Raw genomic sequence first — 15,322 nt, 5'->3', positions numbered from 1 at the left:
GAACAAACTTATCACCATTAGTTGTGCCATCTGGAACAGTGGGGAATTTTATGACCCGGATCATACCTCCCGGTTTGACCGGGAGAAAAAAGTGGCCTAAGACTTGATAAAGTCATAGCATTCCCTCGGAGCTACGTTTTAGGATCAACGGCTGTTATCCTGAGTATTCCCAATCAGCGTTGATGTCATGGTGAGCGAAGGCTCTGCTTTTTAGAGCCGTAGTCGAATCCATCTCCCTAACTTGATTGACTAACGGTTGAAGGAGTCGCCCTTTAGATTCTACGCGAGCCCCGTGGCAGGAGATACTTCGACTGCGTTCGCTACCGTTCCCTCCGCTCAGTATGACATTGCTTTTTAAAGTGAAAATGCTTCTCAGTCCCATCAACGGCTGTCATTCCGCGCGAAACATAATGAAGCCCGCCACTTTAGTTTATAGAGGAGCTTCAGTATCTTAAAAAAGGGCCGCCCGGTGGGGCGGGCAGCCCATTATTCCCGGTATTATACCAGGATTGTTTATAGGTGACAGGTCTCCCGGATTAAGGTTCGGGAACCTGCTCTTCTGCTACGGTAAGTGATCCCAGGTAGGTACTGTCTGATGCCTCAGAGCCATCCGGCCGGACAAAAGAGAGGTATCCTTCCAGGTTATCTCCCTCGTATACAGCCGGCAGGGTGAGGGTATAGGTTTCTTCACTCCGCTTGGGACCTTCTTCTACGATGTAAAGAGCACGATCCTTTGTTGTATTATACAACAGGATGATAGCCTCATCGTCGGCAGAAGCGCTGCCAAAGGTTGTATCCGATTGCCAGCTGATAACAACCTCCCCGGGATTTTCAGATTGGAACGAAGCCGAATCGACCGGGGTTAGCGGACCGCGGGTAACCGTCAGCGCCGCAAAATCAATCTGCAGATTTTCAGGATCTTCGCCCGTCACTGCATTCTTGAGATTAAAGGATGCGGCACTGTTAAAGGCCGTCCGCTGATTGGACTCCGTTTCAAAACCGGCCTTTAAGACCGGTTTGATCTTCTTTAAGAACCCCATCATCAGGCCAAACTTGGCCCGCTGCACTTGTTGTGCATTTGTTTGGGGATCCTTTACGTGGCTGGGTACTGAGCGCATATAAGGAATTCCTCTCCAGTAGCTGCCGACAAGGTTGCCGACTTTACCTTTGAAAGAACCTAACGCGCCATTATTATATTTTGCCATAATATATTGCTTAATAGCGTTTAGTTATAATTGATGCATTCTGCGGCTTGCCGGTTTAGCCGACAGGGGACCGTCGTCTGCGATTCGGTAAGAATCTATGGGCTGAAATCGCCGTTAGCAATTTGTCAGGGCAGTTTTCGCCGCTTTTCCACTCTTTTCCATACTTTTCACATCTTTTCTATAGCGCCTTTTGGTATGGTTGGGCAGTTGAAAGAAATCAAACGTCTGGATGACAAGAAAAAACAGCGGGATTTTTCGGGAACAGTCCGCTATCAACCCGGTACCCGCCCCGTACCATCTCCGGTGCAGCCGGAAAGGGATTGGGATGGGCGCCACCGACCTTGGTAGGAGGTTGGTACGGAGGGGGTACGGAGCAGCACCGGAGGTCCACCGGAGAGGCACCGGACCCCCACCGAAGGATTTTAAAGCTCAACGGAGGCCCATTTTTTTAGGCAGGGCTTCGGTGGGTACCTAAAAATATTCGGTATCCGGGGAGAGGGAATGGAAAGTTGCAATTGTCACTATTTGCTATCACATTTGTATAAGTTTTTAAGAAAAGATGCGCATATCTCAGATAACCGCATAATGTTAGACTTGACAAAAGAGATGGATAAAAAGAAAGACCACCTGCTTCCGCAACTTCTGTACGGATCCTGGCGCCCCTGGACCAGGGAGGGCACCACTCGGTTTATGGAAGGCCGGAGGGACCGCCGGCCTGTTAAAAAGCACTCGCAACCTCCCTTATTGAGCGAAGTAGATACGCCCGAACCGGAAGGTCGCATCGCACGGGCCTATGAGAAATATATCGCAGAATATCTTTCTAAGTGGTATGGCTCGGCTATCGAATCTATTGAATCAAGGGGTGAAACAGAGGACCAGAAGTACCACTATGCGGTAGTCCGGGGTGACCTTCAGAACCTTTTGCTGGATATCTCCTCCATTAGGCAACGCATTAGGTACCATCCGGAGGAGAAAGAAAATCCGATATCCAAATTTGTCATGGAGGTCGTAAGCCTGCGCCTCGCCAACCTGTTGCTGGATCTTCAGAAACGCTATCCGGCCTTTAATAAACAGGTCTATTCTGAAGCTGATATCTATCTGGAACTGCTTGACCGACGTCCGCCCGATCCTTCCCCTCACCGGCCAACGGTGATATGGCACAGGCAGCAGTCCAATCATTATTTACACAAACTGGCTACAACAGAAGGGGCGGATGAACCGTTGATCTCCGGTATAACGGACGTAATGGATGAAATAGATAACAGGCTTTCAGCTATGGGAGGGGAAACAACGGACTTTCGTACATTGGCAGCATTATTCCATCACCTGGAAAATGCGCTGTTTTTGTGGAAGATGGAGACGTCTTTTTTAGAGAGACATCCGGAACGTCTCTGTGAAGCTGATTTTTGCCGGGAATGGGTAAGGCAGATGATTACCAACCTTGTAGCCGGAGAAGACGATAAGGCCATCCATCAACGATTTCAGCAACTGATTGAAGTGCGTTCCTGGTTTGATCTGCATTTGAGCCATCATAGAAGCGGAGGGGAGTACCCCATGTCGGAGGCCGGACGGTGGGTGCTACTGGTTGAACAGCTAATGGATTCAGAGAAGTTATCTATTGGAACGTCAGAAGATGAAGAGGTAAGCTACGGAGCGGCGGGGAACGGTGCGGCTGAGAATGAGATCAGTGCGTTTGTTAAATTTTTCCAGGAAACCTATGTACATAAGCAGGAGGTGGAAATAGCTATGGGGATAAACCACAAGACCCTGAAGAAATACCTGGATATGGCAGAAAAACCGATCAAGAGGCTGCGACTAAAACAAAATGTGTGGTATCATGAGGAGGATTTGAAGCGGTTTCTGGAGAAGCATACCGAGATGTAGGGCGAGATTTATCTCGCTTGGGTACCCATGATTGAATTACTATAGTAGGGACACGGCGCGTCCTGCCCCTACTGTTTTGTAACCCTAAATTCCCCTGGCTCCCTCCCGAATAGCTCTGGACAGGTTTTGAAAGGGGATATTTGCAGCGGTCAGACCCAAGGCTCCGAGGGAGTTACACTCCCGTTATCCAATAGCATGAGCCGAAAAACGATCGGGAGTACAACTCCCCTTGAGCTACGTTGGTTTACTTCACCGTAATAGGCCTTCACGCAGGGTGCAGGAGGCGCTTTGTTCTGTTCCTCTCCCTCTGGCGAAAATTGCGCCACAAGGAGGGGCTCTTATTTTGTGCCTCAGAACTATTTAAAAGCTCGTATCGAATTCTCCCCTTGAGGGGAGTGCCGCGCAGCGGGAGGGGTGTTTGGATATCAGGAGCCGATGAATCTCTATATACGAAGACAGAAGCAATAGTACGGTCTGTATTCTTTTTATGTTCCATTTTTTGGGTGACCAAAAAACGAAACGCAAAAAAGTCACCGACTGAGAAAGCTTCGGCTCCCCGTCGGGCTTCACGTCGCTAAAATCATTTAACTCGAGCTGGAAAACCACCAATTCTCAGACAGAAATGATTTCTTTACGCTCCCATTCGTCCCGCCGATACGGTCACCTCACCTTTCTTAGGCCGGGTATCTTATTGTAATTTCAATCTTATCTCCCCTCCGTGGGAGGGGATTAAGGGGTGGGTTTTGCTATCCTGTGAGAGTTTAAAACTTTCTCCAGCAGAATTTATTTAGGCCAGAGAGGATAAAGAAATACCCAGATTCCCCCTTTGAAGGGGCAGGCCCCAGCCGCAAAAGGTAAGTTTGACAAGGGGCGGGCAAAATGGGTAGAATGGCAAGGGCAGTAGCGACTTAGCATATTTTTTGCTACCATTGTATATGTCAGTATAAGGCTCTGAGGGAGTTAAACTCCCGTGGATCTGACACTATTGAAGATATAGCATAGCATGAGCCGAAAACGATCGGGAGTGTAACTCTCCTGGAGTCAAGTGTATTTAACATCAAGAAGACAGGGAGGCTTTTTTGGAAGTACAACAACCACGATCAGCGTTACGAAAGAAACAGCAGACGGGGCAGCAGCTTCGGATGAATATCCTCACTTTTCATCCACCGGACACGGAGGTTACCTTCGATTTCTATTATGGGGATAACCCAGACCGTCCGATGGCCCCGCTTCATAAAAGCGAATGGCCGGAAGAAGTAACACCCCGGACAGAAGATCCCTTTATATATACGGACTTTTTAACCACAGGCAAGGCAAGTCTGGAGCTGACGATCGATCTGGAAAAGGTGCCTCGCTTTGCCGGTGGATACCTGGGCTACCGTCTTTTTAAAATACTCGGAGAACTGGCGGATATACGGGAACGCAATTTTATCCATAACAATGTGCTGTGGTTGCGGGATGAAAAATACGACCATCAGGGGTGGAAAGCCTATCGACAGTTTGAGCTGCGGGTGAGCATCGGCAAATACACCGGCCGTGATGATGGACAACCCGCACTCGGAGAACTGTTGATCAACGTGCGGGGCCATCGGTATGTCGGTAAGGATAGTATGCTCGATTATCATGGAGATCCGTCGGATATCAACTGGGTGGTGTATAAGGGACAAAACGGCCGGTATGAGGATCTTTCTGAGGATACCGATCTGGACCACGAGGAAGTATATCCCGTGTTAAATCGGCAGATTGCTGCTCATCTGGGCATCTCTATGCCGCACCGCTATGTGTCGAACAAGATGAAAGATTATTACGGACAGTTGGAACGGATCCGCAAACGACTAACCGCACATGAGGATTTTAACCAGCTTTTTGACCTTACTGAAGAGGGGTGGTACCGGCCACAGCAACATCGCATCCATCGGCTTGAGGCTGCTTCCCGGAAACTGGTATTTCGGGGCGACCGCAAAGCCATAGAACCAAAGACAGGCATCTGGAAACACGGCGGCTATCGGGCCCCGGACCAGCCCTGTGGTATCTTTTTTATTATGGCCGAAGAGGATGCCCGGGAGGGCGGTGACGGCCGGGCGCTCAAAAAAGCGCTGATAGAAGGAACCGAGGATTTTAAAAGTTTGAGCCGCTATATCAATACGCCCATAAAATATTATGGGGAAGATGTGTTGTTTCGGGATATCCATAACCCTTTGCCGGACATTATGCAGCGGCTGACCAATGGCACCTTTCCCGACGATCGGCAGCTGCTGGCTATCTACGTGAATCCCATTCCCGAAGAAAAGCAGGGGCCACGCGACCAGCGCCCCTATTACCGGCTTAAGGAAGAGTTGCTGAAGCGGGGGATCGGTATGCAAAATATCCATAGCCATAACATCAGGGATAAGTATTTTAAATTTCATATGCGCAATATCGCTCCCGCAGTATTGGCCAAGCTGGGCGGGGTACCCTGGAAGCTGGACGTGCCCGAACGGGACGAGCTTATTGTAGGTGTGGGGGCTTTTCGTCCCCGTGACAAGGATCGCCAGTATGTAGGCAGTGCCTTTTGCTTTGACAACAGCGGACGGTTTAAAGGCGTGCAATGCTTTGAAAAAGAACAGACGAATATGCTGGCCGGATCGATCCGCGATGCCGTACACCGTTATGTGGACAAACACGGCAAGCCTGAGCGGCTGGTCATCCATTATTATAAACAGATGAGCAGGCGGGAACGGCGTCCTATTGAGCGGACCCTGGATAACCTGGGGCTGGATGATGTGGATATTGTGATCGTGACGATCAACAAGACGCCTTCGTTTGATACGGTGGTATTTGATGCGGGCTGGCAAGAGAAGATGCCATACAGCGGTACTTATCTCCGCCTGGACCATCACCGGCTGTTGTTATGTAATAATACGCGGTACCCGGGACGGAACGGCAAGCCGCGGGATTATCCGTTTCCGGTAAAGGTATATATAAAGTCAGATATCCGTGGGTTCATGCACAAAGAGGAAGAGGTGGAGCGCGTGGTGCGACAGATCTATCAGTTCAGCCGTATCTACTGGAAGTCGGCCGACCAGCAGAGCCTGCCGGTGACGATAAAATACCCAGAGATGGTGGCACAGATGTTGCCCTATTTTAAGGTTGATACGCTGCCGCCGTATGCCCGCCGGAGTCTCTGGTTTTTGTGAGTTAGAAGCCAGACGCTGGATATCAGTTAGCGGATGCCGGTCCGCGGGCATGTCAGACCCAAGGCTTCGAGGGAGTACCACTCCCTCAAAGCTGCGTGCAGGTTGTTTTTATCCATATCTCTTGCCTGGCTCATGGAATCCTCAGAGGTATCGGAGGCCTCAGCATGAAATTCTTTATAGGTAGGCCGGAGGATAAAGAAATGCTCGAATTCCCCTCTAACCATCAGGAACAATTTTTCATACACTGACTATACACCATTCTTACCCTTTTGGTCTTGAAAAATAATCCGTATTATTAGCGGCTTGATAAGTTACAATATGCGAGATAAGCATATCCAAAGTTATTTATGCGTAGCGGTATGCCGGCCTTTAAAAATGGGCGCCTATTGGGTGGGTGAATGTTCTCCCGGATGTAGGGTTAGGACTACTGTAGTCTACAGTCAAAAGAAAAGTTATTAATATAAGCACATAATATTTTGCGTAGCAACAAATCTGAAACAGTTTTTGTCACCGGAGGGGCGGGATTTATCGGTTCTGCACTGGTTCGATATCTAATTCGGGAAACAGACCATACTGTAATAAATGTTGATAAACTTACCTATGCCGGACACCTGGAAAGTCTGGAACCGATTACAGATTCTGATCGCTATCATTTTGTGCAGGGCGATATCTGTGATAAAGAGGAAATACAACGCTTATTTGATGAATATCAACCCGATACAGTAATACATTTGGCTGCAGAATCGCATGTTGATCGCTCTATTGACGGTTCAGCAGAGTTTATCAGAACAAATATTGTTGGAACGCATAACTTGCTGGAGCTCGCCAAAGATTACTATGAGTCTTTGGAGGGCGAAAGAAAAGAAATATTTCGCTTCCTGCATGTCTCTACCGATGAAGTTTATGGAGAGCTTGGTAACGAGGGATTCTTTAAAGAAACGACCTCCTATGATCCCAGGTCTCCTTATTCGGCCAGTAAAGCATCTTCCGATCACTTAGCCCGGGCCTGGTTTCATACTTATGACTTTCCTGTACTCATTACGAATTGTTCCAATAACTATGGCCCCTACCAATTTCCTGAAAAACTCATCCCAGTCGTTATCTTGAAAGCCCTGCAGGGAGAAGATATCCCCGTATATGGTGATGGAACCAATGTACGCGACTGGCTGTATGTAGATGATCATGCCCGTGCGTTATTTAAGGTCGCCCAAGAAGGTGAAATTGGTGAAACCTATAATATCGGCGGTCATAACGAAAAACAGAATATTGAAGTGGTAAAAGAGATCTGTTCGATACTGGATGAACTACGACCCAAAGCTACCGGACACTACGAAGACCAAATTACCTTTGTTACTGACCGCCCCGGACACGATTTCCGATATGCTATTGATGCATCCAAGATAGAAGAAGAACTTGGCTGGAAACCTGAAGAAACGTTTGAAAGTGGTATTAAGAAAACCGTACAGTGGTATCTGGATAATATCGATTGGTGCGAAGCAGTAACGGAGAATAATTATAGTCTCGAACGACTTGGAACAGCTGAATGATCAAAATAAAGGGTCGTACTATTGTTTGCCGATAACCAATAACAATTAACGAATAACCAAACCATGAAAGGAATCATCTTAGCCGGAGGCGCCGGAACACGACTACATCCCAATACGCACGTTGTTAGCAAACAGCTGCTGCCGGTCTATGACAAACCGATGATCTACTATCCCTTGTCAACCCTTATGCTTTCCGGGATAGATGATATCTTAATTATTTCTACTCCTAAAGATTTACCTCGGTTTAAAGAGTTGCTTGGTGATGGTTCACAGTGGGGGATCTCACTCAGTTATACAGAACAGCCCAAGCCCGAAGGGTTAGCCCAAGCCTTTATTATTGGTGATGACTTTATTGGTGATGACAATGTGGCTCTGATTTTGGGAGACAATATCTTTTATGGTCAGGGGTTGTCTAATAAGCTTCAGAATGCCGCAAGCCTGGAGAGTGGTGCTACCGTTTTTGGATATTACGTGCATGACCCCGAACGATATGGGGTGGTAGATTTTGATGATAACGGCAACGCTTTAAGCTTGGAAGAAAAGCCGGATAACCCCAAGTCGCACTATGCCGTCGTTGGTTTGTATTATTACGACAATAAAGTAGTGCAGCGGGCTAAATCGCTAGAACCTTCCGATCGGGGGGAGTTGGAAATTACGGACCTGAATAAAATCTACCTGAACCAGGAAGAGCTGTCTGTCGAGCTGATGGGGCGGGGAACCGCCTGGCTGGATACTGGTACCCACGACTCTATGCTACAGGCCGCCAATTTTGTACAGACCATAGAAGAACGTCAGGGACTGAAAATTTCCAGTCCTGAGGAGGTCGCTTGGCGAATGGGGTATATTAATGATGAAGAGTTAATAAAACTTTCAGAGCCATTAGTGAAAAGTGGATATGGAGACTATCTGGTAGAACTGGTCAAAAGTCGGAAAGTCGAAAGTTCAAGGACAACTTTGGACGTTTGATTTTGGATCTGTGACCTTAGACTTAAAGACCTTAGACAAAAAACATGAAAGTTATCAAAGAACCACTGCCGGGATTATTAGTAATTCAGCCTGATGTATATGAAGATGATCGCGGCTTTTTCCTGGAAACGTGGCAGCAACAACGTTATAAAAATATAGGTATTGAGGAAGAATTTGTGCAAGACAATTGGTCTCGATCTACGAAGGGGGTATTGCGTGGGCTTCATTTTCAGAAAAAGTATCCACAAGGTAAGCTGGTAAGTGTTCGGCAGGGAAAGGTTTTTGATGTAGCTGTGGATATTCGTCCTGAGTCCGAGACATTTGGTAAATGGTATGGGAACGAATTGAGTGATCAAAACCACCTGCAAATGTATATTCCACCCGGTTTTGCTCATGGTTTTTGTGTGCTAAGCAAGGTGGCAGACTTTAATTATAAATGCACGGAGTTTTATCATTCCAATGATGAAGGAGGAATAGTCTGGAATGACTCAAACTTAGATATCAAATGGCCTATTGAAAATCCAATAGTATCAAATAAGGATAAACAATTGGGTACTTTTAAAGCATATCAATGCTATTGAAGAGTGATGAGAAATTTTAAAATAATTTGTTCTTTCACATACTGTAATAACTGCTCTTTGAGTAGGGAGTTGATATAATGGCCTCACTCACGGATAAAACGTTATCCGGTTTTATTTGGGCCTTTGGAGAACGCTTTGGCGTTCAGTTGCTACAGATGGTTGTCTTTATCGTATTAGCCCGCAAGATTGCGCCGGAAGCGTTCGGATTGATGGGCATGCTGGCGGTATTTATTGCCGTCAGCCAAAGCCTGACGGACAGCGGATTTGGACAGGCTCTGATACAGAAAAAAGAGACCGATGAAATTGACTACTCTTCAGTATTTTATATTAACCTGATTGTAAGTATAGTTATTTATGGTTTGCTTTTTGTCACGGCTCCACTGATTGCTTCTTTTTATGGTGAATCCATTCTGATTAATCTCATCCGGGTCTTGGGTCTAAAGTTTATTATTGCCGCCTTTTCGATGGTCCAAATTGCACGGCTGACTAAAGAGGTACAATTTAAAAAACTGATGATGGCCAAGCTGCCTTCCACGCTGCTGGGCGGAGCCGCCGGCATAGGAGCCGCTTATGGGGGGCTTGGCGTTTGGAGCCTGATTATTCAACAATTAACAGATTCTACAGCATACTCTATTCAGATATGGATACAGTCGAAATGGCGACCGATCTTGGTTTTTGATTGGCAGCGGGTGAAAGAGCTTTTTGATTTTGGTAGTAAAATAATGATTGAAGGAGTTTTGAGTAGGATATATACGAATTTTTATGAAGTAATGATTGGTCGTTATTTTTCAACAGCTCAGGTAGGCTTTTATACCCAAGCTAATAAAATTAAACAATTGCCGGTGCAAAATATATCAAATGCACTGAGACGAGTTACTTTTCCCATACTGTCTGAAATTCAGACTGACGATATGCGATTAAAACGGGCTTATAAAAAAATCGTCAGACAACTCTTCTTGGTTATTGCACCGATAATGGTAGGAGCTATTGTTTTAGCGGAGCCTCTTTTTCGCTTTGTGCTAACCGAAAAGTGGTTGCCGGCGGTACCCTATTTTCAGTGGCTTTGTATTAGCGGGTTGTTTTATCCGGCTAGCGCATATAATTTGAATATTCTTAAGGTAAAAGGCCGAAGTGATCTATTTTTGTATGTGGGGTTAGTTAAAAAAGGAATTGCTGTTTTGGGTATTCTTATTTTTGTGCAGTACTCGGTTATAGCGCTGGTGATATTCAGAGTATTCCAATCGCTTTTGTCTTATTTTATAAATAGTTATTACAGTGGTAAGTTTATTGCATATGGAGTGTTTGAACAGATACAGGATATATGGTGTTTTTTGTTTCTCTCAGCTTTAATGGGAGGGGCCATGTGGGGAATTACCTCTTACTTAGCCCTTGGAGATCTACTAACACTTATTGTTGGTACCGTAACCGGGGTCATTGTTTATCTCAGTTTGTTATACCAATTTGAAAGGGAAATTATGCAGTATTCGATCAATACGGTAAAAGAGTTTATTTCTAAGTGAATATGATTGAAATAATTAAGGATAAATTGTTGAAAAGAGTAAAAGGAAGGGTTAAAAAAAGTATATCCCGTTTCCAGTCTATTGGTAGGCAGAAAGTATTTGGTATAGGAAATAATAAAACAGGAACTACTTCTTTGGAAGCAGCGATGGAGAGGTTAGGATTTGTCGTGGGTGACCAAATAACTGATATCCAATATACCAGAGATTGGGGGCAAAGGGATTTTGAAAGTTTGATAAAATATTGTAAATATGGACAATTTTTTCAGGATAATCCATTTAGCAAGCCATTTACATTTATTGTGTTAGATCATGAATTTCCAAACAGTAAGTTTATATTAACAGTTCGTGATAATCCAGAACAGTGGTACAATTCGCTAATTAAATTTCATGCTAAACTATGGGGAAAGGATGGACGAATTCCTAATAAAGAAGACCTTATAAATGATACAAAGTTTTATAAGGGTTATAGATGGGAGAAAAATCGAATACATTTCAATACCCCAATAGATGATTTATATAATAAAGATATACTAATCGAAAGCTATAAACGACACAACAAAAATGTGAGAGACTATTTTCGTCATCGGCCGGATGATTTATTAGTACTAAATGTCGCGAATGATGGTTCCTACCAAAAACTCTGTGATTTCTTAGATGTGAAAAGTGAGTGGCAGGATTTTCCATGGAAAAATAAGACTAAAGAGGTGAAACAGTGAGTATTCCCGTAACAAAACCGTTTTTGCCGCCCAGGGAAGAGTATGTAGCCTTGCTGGATGATGTTTGGGAACGTAATTGGCTGACCAATAATGGGCCTTTGGTGCAACAACTTGAAAATGAGTTGGAAGATTATCTGGATGTGCCGTACCTAAATTTGGTATCCAATGGGACCATTGCTCTGCAAATTGCCATTAAAGCATTGGAGCTTGAAGGAGAAGTTATTACTACTCCTTTTTCTTATGTCGCTACCACCAGCAGTATTGTCTGGGAGGGGGGCGAGCCGGTGTTTGTGGATATTGATCCGGATACGCTAAATATAAATCCGGCACTGATAGAAGAGGCCATTACCAATAAAACTTCTGGTATTTTAGCTACTCACGTTTTTGGCAATCCTTGTGATATTGATACGATACAGCAAATAGCTGATAGACATAGTTTGAAAGTTATCTATGATGCGGCGCATTGTTTTGGAACGAAATATAAAGGAGAGTCGGTCTATAACTACGGAGATATCAGCACGGCCAGTTTTCATGCCACGAAACTATTTCATACGGTAGAAGGGGGGGCAGTAATAACAAAGGATCCTGCGCTTAACCAAAAAATTCAGCAGATGCGCAATTTTGGTCATGCCGGACCCGGGCATTTCGATGGGATAGGCATCAATGGCAAAAACTCAGAATTTCATGCAGCAATGGGTATTTGTAACTTGAAATACATTGACAATGTATTAGAGCGAAGAAAAAAGCAGAGTTATGTCTATGAATCATTGCTGAATGATTTAACAGTCAAAACACAACAGGTAAAGCCAGAAACAGTATATAATTATGCTTATTATCCAGTCATTTTCAAAAATGAACAAACAGCATTGAGCGTAAAAAAAAGATTAGAAGAAGAAGACATATATTCAAGACGATATTTTTATCCGAGTTTATGTGAGCTTGATTATGTAAGGTCCAATGAAACAGACATTTCAGTTGATATTTCTAAAAGGATTTTATGTTTACCTTTGTTCCATGATTTAAAAGAGACCGATCAAACAAAGATAATTACAACTATTAAAGAAAGTTTAACAAAAGTTTTATTGTAATATCAGTTAAAACTTATTTTCTCTATTTATTGTGTATACAGTAGAGTACTAGTGGCTTGATATTATTTTATTACGAATAAAAAATCACCATTTTAATGAGTTCAGAAAGAAGAACTATTTTAGAACGAAAATATCAATATGTTTATTAATCGACTTGAAGTACCTTATAGAACAAAAAAACCAAGAAAGAAAGGGTTAACATCTATTATGGATGTTGGTTTATCTACAAGAGAATTGGAAATGATCTTGAATGATTATAGTGATTATGTAGATATAGCAAAATTAGGAGTTGGTATTGCAGCTGTATCTCCCAATTTGGAGGAAAAAATTTCACTGTATCATAAATTTGATATTAAAGTTTACTTTGGAGGAACATTGTTTGAAAAATTTCATTTTCAAAATAGGCTGACCAACCTCAAAGATATATTGTTAAAATATGAAATAGATTTTGTAGAAATTTCTAATGGTACTATCGATTTAAGTTTAAGTGAGAGAAAAGATCTTATCTCTTTTTTTACTGGAAGTGACATTGATGTTCTTTGTGAAGTTGGAAGTAAGGATAAGCAGAAAACGATGCCACCCAGTGAATGGATTAACGAAATTGAAATACTGCTGAAAGAGGGGGCTAAATATGTAATAACGGAAGGGAGAAATTCTGGGACAGCCGGATTATTTGGGCCAAACGGGGAGCTGCGGACAGACTTAATTGATGATATTATACACACTATTGATCCTGCAAATTTAATTTTAGAAGCCCCGACAGGTGATTCGCAAATGTTTTTGATTAATTTAATTGGCAGTAATGTTAATTTGGGTAATGTTAATCCCCATGATATTTTATTGCTTGAGGCGGAAAGAGTTGGTTTGCGGTCAGAAACATTTAAAATTAACTCGTGATGGAACTGTATTTAATTCGTCATTTGCCAACTACCTGGAATAAAGAAGGGAGGCTACAGGGTCGTAAAGATATTCCGATAAAAAAAGTTGATCAGAAGACGTCAAAAAGAATAAATAAGACGAAAAAAAGATTAAACAAAGTACCTATTACAAAATGTTTTTCATCACCTCTTAAACGAACTGTTAGTACAGCTAAAGAATATGGATTCCAAACTCCGACTACCGATAATCGCGTTATCGAATTTGATTTTGGAAAATATGAAGGTAGGCCAAAGAGTGAAATGCTTGCTGATATTAGTTCAATATGGTATGATAATGTAGAAAAACTAAAATTAGGAGAGCAGTTTGATGAGTTTAAAATGCGTGTGGATGCCTTTATAGATGAAAAAAAGTCTTTGGAAAACGTATTATTATTTTCGCATGGTTTTGTAAGTAGATATATATTGGCTCAATATCGATATAATGATATTGACCGTTTAAATCACATTGAAATCCCAAATAACCATTTAACTCGAGTTAATATTTGATGGAATTGAAGAAGATTTTCGTGATTCATTGCAGAAGAACTGGCTATGGTGTGATACGATCCGTAAAAGATAGTGGGTATGAAATTTATGGAGCAGATACATGGAGAACGCCCGTAAGTAAGTCAAAATATCTGAAAGATTTTTTTGTCATACCTGAAATAACTGCGGTTAGCGATGAAAAATTTATAGAGGTTTTAATTCAAGCTGCCGAAAAAATGAATTATCGAGAATCGAAACCGGTAATTTTTACCGGCGACGATGACTATTTATTATTTTTTGCCAAGTATTATAATAGACTTAAAGAATATTACCAGTACAGTTTTGAAACCGATTACAAATTATTAGAATATGCTTTGAACAAATCAAAAGTGAATAAACTCGCCCAATCTATTGGGGTATCAGCTCCTAAATCATATAAGATGGCTGAAGTTTCAAAAATAAATGCAAGTGAATTTCCTATTATTATAAAACCTGCCATTAAAAAGACTCCAGAGATAAATGTTGTTAAAGAAGCATTCCGTGTAAAAATTTGTGATAATAAAAACGAGCTTTTATCAGCAGCTAACCAGTTACAATCGCTTAATCAAGAAGGAATTGTACAGCAATATATACCCGGTGGAGATGATAAATTATGTACGATAGGGACCTATAGTTTTGATGGCAAACTCATTGCATGGTCAACCTGCACAAAAGAGAGGCAATTTCCACCAGTGACTGGAGAATGTTCATTGGGAAAAACAATTTATAAACCTGAATTAGTAAAGCCTGCCAAAGATTTGCTTAGAGAGCTATCACTGACAGGAATAGCCCAAATTGAGTTTAAAGAATATAAAGGAAAGTATTTTTTGATTGAGATTAACCCCAGAATATGGAGCTGGCACCAGATAAACAACGCAAGAGGAGTAAATCTTACACAAATTTGTTTAGACTATTTACATGGTGAAATTGAAAATAATTTAACTTTTGAACCTGTAAAAAAGGAAGAAATATATTGGCAATTTTTCTGGATGGATTTGCTTCATAATAGATTGCTAAATAAAAACACAAGCTTTTTTAACATATTCAAGTATCTTTTGAAGTCAAATCAGGAAGCATTTTTCTATGGCAGAGATCTTCGAGTATTTTGGGAACATTCCAAACGAACAATACCTTATATTGCACAACAATATCTGCAGAATCGGAACTAGATATAAATTATTTAAATAATAGTTAATA

The 15,322-nt window shown here is 42.6% G+C and carries 14 protein-coding genes; 12 read left to right on the top strand and 2 right to left on the bottom strand.

Annotation, left to right across the window (positions count from 1 at the left end; translation table 11 throughout):
• Window positions 1-536 precede the first annotated feature (536 nt).
• Complete coding sequence (locus J6I44_RS19870) at window positions 537-1,205, bottom strand: DUF6266 family protein (RefSeq protein WP_265768019.1); 669 nt, start codon at window positions 1,203-1,205, stop codon at window positions 537-539.
• 30 nt (window positions 1,206-1,235) lie between these two features.
• Between J6I44_RS19870 and J6I44_RS19865 the strand changes: the two genes are divergently transcribed.
• The 3 genes from J6I44_RS19865 to J6I44_RS19855 all read left to right on the top strand — a co-directional run bounded on the left by J6I44_RS19865 (window position 1,236) and on the right by J6I44_RS19855 (window position 6,265).
• Window positions 1,236-1,553 (top strand): hypothetical protein, encoded by a 318-nt coding sequence (locus J6I44_RS19865; protein WP_265768017.1) that lies wholly within the window; start codon window positions 1,236-1,238, stop codon window positions 1,551-1,553.
• 258 nt (window positions 1,554-1,811) lie between these two features.
• Entirely contained in the window at window positions 1,812-3,089 is a 1,278-nt protein-coding gene (locus J6I44_RS19860) for a hypothetical protein (RefSeq protein WP_265768016.1), read from the top strand.
• A 1,079-nt stretch (window positions 3,090-4,168) separates the two neighbouring features.
• Window positions 4,169-6,265: a Piwi domain-containing protein gene (locus tag J6I44_RS19855; RefSeq protein ID WP_265768015.1), complete on the top strand. Its 2,097-nt coding sequence runs from the start codon at window positions 4,169-4,171 to the stop codon at window positions 6,263-6,265.
• A gap of 26 nt (window positions 6,266-6,291) precedes the next feature.
• Here J6I44_RS19855 and J6I44_RS19850 read toward each other — a convergent pair whose 3' ends face one another.
• Window positions 6,292-6,489: a hypothetical protein gene (locus tag J6I44_RS19850; RefSeq protein ID WP_265768014.1), complete on the bottom strand. Its 198-nt coding sequence runs from the start codon at window positions 6,487-6,489 to the stop codon at window positions 6,292-6,294.
• A gap of 252 nt (window positions 6,490-6,741) precedes the next feature.
• On the opposite strand from J6I44_RS19850, the gene rfbB reads away from it, so the two are divergent.
• From rfbB to J6I44_RS19805, 9 genes are all read left to right on the top strand, one after another.
• Window positions 6,742-7,812 carry a dTDP-glucose 4,6-dehydratase gene (gene rfbB, locus J6I44_RS19845; RefSeq protein WP_265768013.1) on the top strand — a complete coding sequence of 357 codons (1,071 nt, stop codon included), beginning with the start codon at window positions 6,742-6,744 and terminating at the stop codon, window positions 7,810-7,812.
• 63 nt (window positions 7,813-7,875) lie between these two features.
• Window positions 7,876-8,778 (top strand): glucose-1-phosphate thymidylyltransferase RfbA, encoded by a 903-nt coding sequence (rfbA, locus tag J6I44_RS19840; protein ID WP_265768012.1) that lies wholly within the window; start codon window positions 7,876-7,878, stop codon window positions 8,776-8,778.
• A 44-nt stretch (window positions 8,779-8,822) separates the two neighbouring features.
• A complete protein-coding gene (gene rfbC, locus J6I44_RS19835) occupies window positions 8,823-9,359 on the top strand; it encodes a dTDP-4-dehydrorhamnose 3,5-epimerase (protein WP_265768011.1) in 537 nt (178 codons plus the stop codon).
• Between the two features lie 77 nt (window positions 9,360-9,436).
• Window positions 9,437-10,879, top strand: a complete 1,443-nt coding sequence (locus J6I44_RS19830; protein ID WP_265768010.1) for a lipopolysaccharide biosynthesis protein — start codon at window positions 9,437-9,439, stop codon at window positions 10,877-10,879.
• A gap of 2 nt (window positions 10,880-10,881) precedes the next feature.
• A complete protein-coding gene (locus J6I44_RS19825) occupies window positions 10,882-11,595 on the top strand; it encodes a sulfotransferase (protein ID WP_265768009.1) in 714 nt (237 codons plus the stop codon).
• Window positions 11,592-12,683 (top strand): DegT/DnrJ/EryC1/StrS family aminotransferase, encoded by a 1,092-nt coding sequence (locus J6I44_RS19820; protein WP_265768007.1) that lies wholly within the window; start codon window positions 11,592-11,594, stop codon window positions 12,681-12,683. The genes J6I44_RS19825 and J6I44_RS19820 overlap by 4 nt, the downstream gene beginning before the upstream one ends.
• Before the next feature lie 138 nt (window positions 12,684-12,821).
• Window positions 12,822-13,580: a phosphosulfolactate synthase gene (locus J6I44_RS19815; protein WP_265768006.1), complete on the top strand. Its 759-nt coding sequence runs from the start codon at window positions 12,822-12,824 to the stop codon at window positions 13,578-13,580.
• Window positions 13,580-14,107 carry a histidine phosphatase family protein gene (locus J6I44_RS19810; RefSeq protein WP_265768005.1) on the top strand — a complete coding sequence of 176 codons (528 nt, stop codon included), beginning with the start codon at window positions 13,580-13,582 and terminating at the stop codon, window positions 14,105-14,107. Before J6I44_RS19815 ends, J6I44_RS19810 begins: the two co-directional genes overlap by 1 nt.
• Complete coding sequence (locus J6I44_RS19805) at window positions 14,107-15,294, top strand: carboxylate--amine ligase (RefSeq protein ID WP_265768004.1); 1,188 nt, start codon at window positions 14,107-14,109, stop codon at window positions 15,292-15,294. Before J6I44_RS19810 ends, J6I44_RS19805 begins: the two co-directional genes overlap by 1 nt.
• The last annotated feature ends 28 nt before the right edge of the window (window positions 15,295-15,322 follow it).

The organism is Fodinibius salsisoli (genome assembly GCF_026229185.1).
Taxonomy (GTDB): domain Bacteria; phylum Bacteroidota; class Rhodothermia; order Balneolales; family Balneolaceae; genus Fodinibius; species Fodinibius salsisoli.
Note: the sequence above shows the minus strand (reverse complement) of the source record. Positions and strands in the feature narration are given on the sequence as shown.

Bases quoted from the DNA above. Each gene is read 5' to 3' on its own strand.
- J6I44_RS19830 (WP_265768010.1), top strand. From the start codon at position 9,437: ATGGCCTCACTCACGGATAAAACGTTATCCGGTTTTATTTGGGCCTTT.
- J6I44_RS19810 (WP_265768005.1), top strand. From the start codon at position 13,580: ATGGAACTGTATTTAATTCGTCATTTGCCAACTACCTGGAATAAAGAA.
- J6I44_RS19870 (WP_265768019.1), bottom strand. From the start codon at position 1,205: ATGGCAAAATATAATAATGGCGCGTTAGGTTCTTTCAAAGGTAAAGTC.
- J6I44_RS19805 (WP_265768004.1), top strand. From the start codon at position 14,107: ATGGAATTGAAGAAGATTTTCGTGATTCATTGCAGAAGAACTGGCTAT.
- J6I44_RS19815 (WP_265768006.1), top strand. From the start codon at position 12,822: ATGTTTATTAATCGACTTGAAGTACCTTATAGAACAAAAAAACCAAGA.
- J6I44_RS19860 (WP_265768016.1), top strand. From the start codon at position 1,812: ATGGATAAAAAGAAAGACCACCTGCTTCCGCAACTTCTGTACGGATCC.
- J6I44_RS19825 (WP_265768009.1), top strand. From the start codon at position 10,882: ATGATTGAAATAATTAAGGATAAATTGTTGAAAAGAGTAAAAGGAAGG.
- J6I44_RS19850 (WP_265768014.1), bottom strand. From the start codon at position 6,489: ATGGTTAGAGGGGAATTCGAGCATTTCTTTATCCTCCGGCCTACCTAT.
- rfbC (WP_265768011.1), top strand. From the start codon at position 8,823: ATGAAAGTTATCAAAGAACCACTGCCGGGATTATTAGTAATTCAGCCT.
- rfbA (WP_265768012.1), top strand. From the start codon at position 7,876: ATGAAAGGAATCATCTTAGCCGGAGGCGCCGGAACACGACTACATCCC.